Below are 7,587 nucleotides of genomic sequence, written 5' to 3' on the forward strand. Positions count from 1 at the left end.
CGCTCATATAGTCTTCGGTGGTGCATAAAGCATGGAAACCCTTGAGTTTGTCATTTACCCCGACGGTCGGGTGCAAGAGATGGTAACGGGTATTGTTGGCTCTTCTTGTGCAGAGGTGACCGCTGCCATCGAAGCCCAACTTGGAAAAGTGGTTACCCACCAACCCACCTCAGAATTTTTTACTCAACAAGCAACCGTGCAGCAAACTGCTACAGCCCAAGTTGGCCATAGCCAATGGTAATTCCGTTGTCTTAGCGCTAAGACGCCTCTCCCTATTGTTCATCTCACTCACAAAAACAAGTCACTATGTCTCATTTCAGCCAAATCAAAACTCAAATCCGTAACCTACCTGCATTACAGTCAGCTTTAGAAGATCTCGGTTTAGATTGGAAGACAGGCCCTCATCCCATTCGGGGGTATCAAGGCCAAACTCAGACTGCTGAGTTAGTCATTGAGCAAAACAATGGTTACGACATTGGCTTTAGCAAGAACAATGAAGAGTATGAACTCGTTGCCGATATGGATTTTTGGCAACAGGCTTGGTCAGTTGAGCGGTTTCTTGAGCAAGTGACACAACGGTACGCTTACCACACCGTTCTTAGTACCACGGCTCAGCAAGGCTTCCAAGTTTCAGAGGAAGTCAAAAATGAAGATGGTTCGATTCGTTTGGTGGTTCAGCGCTGGAATGCGTAATGACTGACTCAATCTCTGGTGTCCCTGACGGAACACCGCAATCTATCCAGCCTGCAGTCTCTCGCTCAGGTCTAGAACCCGAGTTAGGCGGAGGCTTTCGCACTACCGATGAGCGCACTGGGCTTGAACCAGAGTTAGGTGGAGTCATTCGTCAAAAGGGCGTTTTCGTCGATGAACCCACCTGCATTGGCTGTAAGCATTGTGCCCATGTAGCTCGGAATACGTTCTATATCGAGCCGGGTTATGGGCGTTCGCGGGTTTTTCGTCAGGACGGAGATGGGTTTGAGGTCATCCAAGAAGCGATTGATACCTGCCCTGTAGATTGCATTCATTGGGTAGACTACACCCAACTCCAACAGCTAGAAGCTGATCGCAAATATCAGCAGGTTAATATCCTGGGTTCGCAGATTCCTGCAACCTATACCAAGCGGGTCACGCCGAAGCGGGCAGGGCGAAAACCTCGTCCTATTTCCTTTGAAGACCCCAGTACTGGATCTTAAGTCCTCACATCAGCTTGCCCCCATTGTTTGCACCACTGATTGATCGCTATGAGCGATTTGGGATTCATTTAGGTCTGGAGCGAATTCACCGTCTGTTGGATCTGCTTGGGGATCCTCACCTCAAGGTGCCTATTGTGCATGTGGCAGGCACCAACGGCAAGGGATCCGTTTGTGCTTACCTATCCTCAGTCCTCACAGCAGCAGGATATCGGGTCGGTCGCTATACCTCTCCACACTTAGTCGACTGGACCGAACGCATTTGTATCAATGAGCAGCCGATTGCTGCGACGACGCTGACCCAACTGTTACTAGACTTAGAAGCTGTTCTAGCCCCCACTCAACTGGTTCCCACTCAGTTTGAAGTCCTGACTGCCCTAGCCTGGCAGTATTTTGCTCAGCAAGAGGTTGATGTGGCGGTAATCGAAGTGGGCTTAGGAGGGCGCTTAGACGCCACAAATGTTTGTGATCGTCCTCTCGTCAGTGTGATTACATCCCTCAGTCTTGAGCATTGGCAGCGACTCGGACCCACTTTGGCAGATATTGCTGGGGAAAAGGCGGGCGTCTGTAAACTCCATTGTCCTGTAGTAGTCGGTCCCCTGCCGCCAGAGGCCGCTGCTGTGGTAAAGGCCAAAATAGCGTCCTTAGACTGCCCTGCGTATTGGCCCCAACCGGCCCGGCGGATCGAGAGACCTGCGGTAAACATACCAGAATCTTCATCTTTGCCCTGGGCAGAAGTGGCTGGAGTGGCGTTTCCACTCAGTTTGTCTGGGGACATTCAGCTCACCAACTCAGCCCTTGCGATCTCAGTGCTCCAACAGTTGCGATCTCAAGGGTGGGCGATCTCAGATGACGCCATTATCCAGGGCATGGCCCATACCCGCTGGCCAGGTCGGTTGCAGTGGGTGCAGTGGCATCAGCACCCATTACTGATCGATGGTGCGCATAATCCTGCGGCGGCGCTAGAACTGCGGCGCTACGTAGACAGTTTGCAAGTCCCTGCCGTGCATTGGGTGATGGGCATGTTAGCCACCAAAGACCACCGCGACATCTTGAATACACTTCTGCGACCGGGAGATGCCCTATCCCTGAGTCCTGTCCCCGATCACAGCAGTGCCGATGTGCAGGAATTAGCCCAACTGGCGACAGATATTTGTCCCCACCTAACATACTGCCAGTATTACCCGCACTTAGACCTAGCCTTGCAGAGCACTTTGGGAACTCACAAGTCTCCAGCAAGCGCCTCTCCTTTGGCCGTTCTATGTGGCTCTTTATACCTGGTGGGCCACTATCTCAAGACCTATCCGCCAACGGTTTGATTCCAGGCTGTCTCGGCTTTTGCTAAGGCCTGATCAACGGATGTTTTTTTCAGCATGGCCTCTCTCAGGTTTTTGTAGAGAATCTGCTGTAATTTCTTGATATCCTTACGGCTCGGGATCAAAATCTCTGTATCCTTCAATTGGCTAGCACTGAGCACACGGGCGGTGGCCAAGGCATCACTGTCCTGTGCCTGGCTGAAATAGGGATCTGTCAGAGACTCCTGGGTAGACGGCAGTACATTGGCTTCCTTGGCGAAGGCCAACTGGTTTTTGGGGTTGGTCACAAACAAGGCGAATTTAAGGGCAGCATCCGGCTTATCTGTATCCTTGGGAATCACCAAGTTCATAACAGCCACATTTTTCTTACCCGTAGATCCAGTAATAGGTGGAGCTGGGACAGATACTTTAGCGATATCCGGTGCATTGGTCTTAACTGTTTCTATAGATTGTGGGCTAGAGGACAACAGCGCCACATTCCCCGACTGATAAAAGTCAATGGCCCCTTTATGGCCTTCGGTGAGAACGGCAGGCGGAATCAGCCCTTTCTGATATAAATCCACCCAATATTGAAAGGCCGCTTTCCCCTCAGGCGTATTAAAGGCTGCCTTACCCTCCTGATCAATTAACTGCACCCCCATCTGCACAAAGGACTCCATTAATTCTCCCGAGCCTGTCGGATTGGTGGTGATAAAAAAGGCATATTTCCCGGTTTTGGCTTTGATCTTTTGGGCCGCATCAGCCAACTCCGCATAGGTTTGGGGAGGAGTGGTGACCCCCGCTTCGTCAAAAACGGCCTTGTTATAGATCGCAATGCGAGCGGTTAGGTACCAGGGCACACCAAAGGTTTTGCCATCCAGAGAACTGGCATCCCAAATATTACTCAAATAACGATCGCGATCAGCTTGATCGATTACATCATTAAGCTCCATCCAGCTCCCTCTGCCCGCTAATTGAAAGGCGAAATCAGGATTTAGATTCACCACATCCGGGGCCGTCTTAGCGGCAACCGCAGCCTGGATTTTACTTTGCATGCCATCCCAGGCGACATCCGTCCATTTGACCTTAACTCCAGGATTGTCCTTCTCAAACTCACTAATTAGGGGGTCAAAATAGGCACCAAATTTGCTTCTAGGCAACCCCATTGTCCAAAAATCGAGCGTATCACCGGACTGAGAGGCTGGTGTACAGCTAATCAGCCAACTTAGAAGAATGCCTGCCAGGAATAAAATGCCAAAGCGTTGCCAAGTCTTGCGCTGAATCATGAGTTCTACTGTGCGATCTCGAGGTCAATAGAGAATATTGTGTAACAGTTTACGCTGATCCGAATCTTTTGCTCGTCTGTTTGTTCCTCAAAAATCTTAACTGGGTCGTTCATCACTGGCACTCTGCCGATCCTTTAGGGTCTTACGCTGAGTCACGACCGACTTCTGTTAATGGCCCCGACCTGCGCTATGCTGGCTAGTACTGGATGATCTTTATAAGAAAATAAGTTTCTCGCAATTAGCCGTTGATCTCCCGGCTTGCGGTGATGCAGATATTTCCTGCCAGCGGTCGCAATTGCGCTTCTGGTTGTCTTTTGATTGATACGGATCCTACCTAGCGGGTGCCGCCTTTAGGATAAAACCGTTCCCCCTAACCTAAGCCAGGTTCCGCAAACTGTTGGTGTGAGCAAATTGAACTCTTTGTTGCAGACTCTGTTGACGGACTTACCCCATCTGCGCCCCCAGATGTACTTTAAGTCGTCTCTCAATGCGCTGTGCCGCGCCATTGAGGATGTGGTTTTGGCAGGAGACGAAGCTCCCTTAGTGATTGCGAGCTTCCAGCAAGAACGTTTTTATCGGCAAGAAACACGTCGGTATCAACGCATTGCGCACAAGACGGACCAAGTGTACGTACTGGCTGCACCCGAACCTGAATCCAGCTTTGCGATTGCATCCGATCAATATGAAACCATTCCCCTAGATGCAGAAGATAGCCTGGCCCAAGAAAAGCATCTGATTATCATTGGTCAAGACTATACGGCGTGCTTGGTGTGTCGTGAGCAACAGAAGATCCTCAGCTCTGTCGAGCAGTCCCAGCGATATGAGGGGATTTGGACCTTTGAACGAGATGTTTGCCTGCATGCAGCCAGTCTTTTATTAGATCGCATTGCTCAATATCGTCCTGAACTCAAGCCCAAAGTCCAACAGGCCCAAAAACACTATTGCCTGACGCCCGATTCTACGGTCCCCGCTCTGCCTGTCCTGCAATCCCGTGTATTTGGACAGCGACTCGTTACCTATCTGCAAGCCAGCCAATACAAGCTTCTGAAAGCCTATCGGGCCTTGTCGGCAAAGGAGCGGAAAGAGCGCTTTGCCAATGCGATGACGGCTGCCATCCGTCGGTCCCTCGATCCCAAAGAGGTCTTGGCAGTGGCTGTCAACGAGTTGGGGAAGGTGTTTGAACATTGTCGCTGCATTTTATACTGTTGCGATCGCACAGACGAACAGGTTGAAATTGAGTACGAGTTTGTGGCCCCAGGGTTACCCTCCTTGCAAGGCACCCCCTGGCCCATCCGGGCAAACCCCTTATTGGCCGTTGCCTTAGCACAAGAGCGGGCCATCGCCATTTCGGATGTCTCGGAAGTGCAAAATCTGCGCCAAGATCCTGAGTTCGCCGCACAATTGGAACAGTGGCACATTCATTCTTGGTTGATTGCCCCCATCCGCCATCAAGGCGAACTGATGGGGGTACTAGAGCTGCATCATGGCGGGCCTCTGGCCTACCAATGGCATGAAAATGATATTGCCCTCGTCGAAGCCATCTCAGCCCAAGCAGGCGTGGCTCTGACGCAAGCGCAAGCCTACTCCGATTCAGAAGCGCTCAACCGCAATTTAGCGGCCCTAGAGCAAACCCGTAGCAATTTAATTGCCATCGTTGGGCATGAACTGCGCACGCCCCTGTCTACGATTCAGGTCTGTTTAGAAAGTTTAGACAGTGAACCGGATATTTCTCCTGTCTTTCGCCAAGCTCTCTTAAGTACAGCCTTAGAGGATTTAGGTCGCCTGCGAGATCTGATTCAAGATATTTTGATTCTCTCTCGTCTAGAGGGCGGACAAATCTATAACCAGATTGAATCGATTGAGTTTCAAGAAACCTTAGAACTAGCGATTAGTTCCATCCGTTCCAGTGCCAATAGCAAAGACTTACCGACCATCACCGTCGATGTGGATCCCGACCTACCCACGATTCAAGTGGATGCAGAGGGGTTAGAAGAAGTGCTAAATCGGATTTTAGATAATGCCTGCAAGTTTACCGGAGCCAAAGGTGAAGTGACGATTCAGGCTCTGATCGCGGCCGATCAGACCTGCTTAGAAGTCATTGTGTCCGATACCGGTCGGGGTATTGAACCAAGTCGCTTAGAAACCATCTTTGACTCCTTCTATCAGGAGGAAGATTTTCTGCGACGGAGCAAGGGAGGCACAGGATTAGGACTCGCCATTTGTCGGCAAGTCATTCAAGGAATGAATGGCAAAATTTGGGCAGAATCTTCCGGGCGAGACCAAGGCAGTGCATTTCATTTTACGCTGCCCTTAGAAGTCCCCCATAATTCTCCCTCTCCCGCTCCCCAACCGAATCTTTGCTAAAGCGGACGGGAATAGCCCAATGCATCTTTGACTTTAGTGAGTGTGTCCGCTGCGATCGCACCAGCCCGCTCCTTCCCCCTTTGCAGAACAGCCTCCAGATCTGACCTGTTAGTCATCCATTCCGTATAGCGCTCTTGAATCGGACGGAGTCCCTCAATCATGACCTCGGTTAGCAAGGGTTTGAACTGTCCCCAGCCCATTTCAGCGCACTCCGCCGCCACATCGGCCTTCGTCTTCCCGGACATCAGCAAATATAGCGTCAGCAGGTTTTGGCATTCTGGGCGGTCTGGATCATCGAAACGGAGCCCCCTAACCGGATCGGTTTTGCAGCGCTTAATTTTATTGCGAATTTGATCAGGCGTATCCAATAACGTAATTCGGCTCTGCTCAGACGGATCGGACTTGGACATTTTGTTGGTACCATCAACCAAGCTCATAATTCTGGCCCCCTCCTTCCGAATCAGGGGGTCAGGCAGCTTTAGCAAAGGAGCCTTTTCCGTTCCATATTGAAAATTCAGACGCGCAGCAATATCCCTCGTTAGCTCCAGATGCTGTTTCTGATCTTCGCCCACAGGCACTAAATCCGCCTGATACAGCAAGATATCTGCAGCTTGCAGCACGGGATAATCCAATAAACCAATACTGACATTCTCGCCCTGCTTTAGCGCTTTTTCTTTGAATTGAATCATGCGCTCTAGCCAGTTCAAAGGCGTAATGCAGTTAAATAACCACGCGAGTTCAGCATGGGCTGAAATATGGGATTGAACAAAAATCGTCGTATGGTCAGGATCTAACCCACAAGCCAAGTAGAGAGCGGCTAGTCCATAGGTATTCTCTGCAAGCTCATCAGGATCATGGGGAACCGTAATGGCATGCAGATCGGCAATAAAAAAATAATTTTCGTATTGGCTTTGGCCCTCTACCCAATTTCGAATCGCCCCTAAGTAGTTGCCTAAGTGAAGGGTACCTGTGGGTTGGACACCAGAGAGAACGCGTTGCTTACCCATGCTTTAATTCAAACCTGTTTGAGCACTATGAAAACGGCACAGTTATCTAGTTTGACACAGCTTCTGCCCTCAACCACGCAGACCGTCATCGGGCAAAGTGATGCGTCCAGAACTAAGATCCGCATTGATACGGATCTTAGTGTAAAGAAATATTTCGCACCCCAATGAAGCCCTGCCCCCATTTTTAGACTACAGAGAAAGAGATTTTACATTAGTGTCCGCAATAGTACGGAGACCCCCTTCAAAAAGACCTGAAAAGTTCAGTAGTTCTGCGGTTTAGCTTATTCGGCATCGCCAGCTACATTATATGTATTGGGCTGTCATACCCCCCGCATAAGCCCAGCCAAAGTCCCCGAAATGGCAACTTGCACCGAAAGGGTAAGGCGCAGATTAGCAGGCCTAAAATCCAAGCATTACGGGGTATGGATGCTGCTAGTGTCGAAGG

General features: G+C 50.3%; 7 protein-coding genes and 1 riboswitch. Of the genes, 5 read left to right on the top strand and 2 right to left on the bottom strand.

Features of this window, described 5'->3' with window-relative positions; all coding sequences use genetic code 11:
- The first annotated feature begins 31 nt into the window (after window positions 1-31).
- The 4 genes from Q0986_RS20330 to Q0986_RS20345 all read left to right on the top strand — a co-directional run bounded on the left by Q0986_RS20330 (window position 32) and on the right by Q0986_RS20345 (window position 2,509).
- A complete protein-coding gene (locus Q0986_RS20330) occupies window positions 32-241 on the top strand; it encodes a DUF2997 domain-containing protein (RefSeq protein ID WP_299414972.1) in 210 nt (69 codons plus the stop codon).
- A 65-nt stretch (window positions 242-306) separates the two neighbouring features.
- Window positions 307-693 carry a DUF1257 domain-containing protein gene (locus Q0986_RS20335; RefSeq protein ID WP_299414975.1) on the top strand — a complete coding sequence of 129 codons (387 nt, stop codon included), beginning with the start codon at window positions 307-309 and terminating at the stop codon, window positions 691-693.
- Complete coding sequence (locus tag Q0986_RS20340; protein ID WP_299414978.1) at window positions 693-1,193, top strand: ferredoxin; 501 nt, start codon at window positions 693-695, stop codon at window positions 1,191-1,193. Before Q0986_RS20335 ends, Q0986_RS20340 begins: the two co-directional genes overlap by 1 nt.
- A gap of 23 nt (window positions 1,194-1,216) precedes the next feature.
- Window positions 1,217-2,509 carry a folylpolyglutamate synthase/dihydrofolate synthase family protein gene (locus tag Q0986_RS20345; protein ID WP_299414987.1) on the top strand — a complete coding sequence of 431 codons (1,293 nt, stop codon included), beginning with the start codon at window positions 1,217-1,219 and terminating at the stop codon, window positions 2,507-2,509.
- Here Q0986_RS20345 and Q0986_RS20350 read toward each other — a convergent pair.
- Window positions 2,491-3,771, bottom strand: coding sequence for a sugar ABC transporter substrate-binding protein (locus Q0986_RS20350; RefSeq protein ID WP_299414980.1), 1,281 nt, complete (start codon window positions 3,769-3,771; stop codon window positions 2,491-2,493). The genes Q0986_RS20345 and Q0986_RS20350 overlap by 19 nt on opposite strands.
- Before the next feature lie 402 nt (window positions 3,772-4,173).
- Between Q0986_RS20350 and Q0986_RS20355 the strand changes: the two genes are divergently transcribed.
- Window positions 4,174-6,135 (top strand): DICT sensory domain-containing protein, encoded by a 1,962-nt coding sequence (locus tag Q0986_RS20355; RefSeq protein ID WP_366918645.1) that lies wholly within the window; start codon window positions 4,174-4,176, stop codon window positions 6,133-6,135.
- Here Q0986_RS20355 and trpS read toward each other — a convergent pair.
- Complete coding sequence (gene trpS, locus Q0986_RS20360; protein ID WP_299414985.1) at window positions 6,132-7,142, bottom strand: tryptophan--tRNA ligase; 1,011 nt, start codon at window positions 7,140-7,142, stop codon at window positions 6,132-6,134. The two genes, Q0986_RS20355 and trpS, sit on opposite strands and share 4 nt — an antisense overlap.
- A 349-nt stretch (window positions 7,143-7,491) precedes the next feature.
- Window positions 7,492-7,585, top strand: a riboswitch (cyclic di-GMP riboswitch).
- The last annotated feature ends 2 nt before the right edge of the window (window positions 7,586-7,587 follow it).

The organism is Acaryochloris sp. IP29b_bin.148 (assembly GCF_028285565.1).
Classification (GTDB): domain Bacteria; phylum Cyanobacteriota; class Cyanobacteriia; order Thermosynechococcales; family Thermosynechococcaceae; genus Acaryochloris.

Bases quoted from the DNA above. Each gene is read 5' to 3' on its own strand.
- trpS (WP_299414985.1), bottom strand. From the start codon at position 7,142: ATGGGTAAGCAACGCGTTCTCTCTGGTGTCCAACCCACAGGTACCCTT.
- Q0986_RS20335 (WP_299414975.1), top strand. From the start codon at position 307: ATGTCTCATTTCAGCCAAATCAAAACTCAAATCCGTAACCTACCTGCA.
- Q0986_RS20350 (WP_299414980.1), bottom strand. From the start codon at position 3,771: ATGATTCAGCGCAAGACTTGGCAACGCTTTGGCATTTTATTCCTGGCA.
- Q0986_RS20340 (WP_299414978.1), top strand. From the start codon at position 693: ATGACTGACTCAATCTCTGGTGTCCCTGACGGAACACCGCAATCTATC.
- Q0986_RS20330 (WP_299414972.1), top strand. From the start codon at position 32: ATGGAAACCCTTGAGTTTGTCATTTACCCCGACGGTCGGGTGCAAGAG.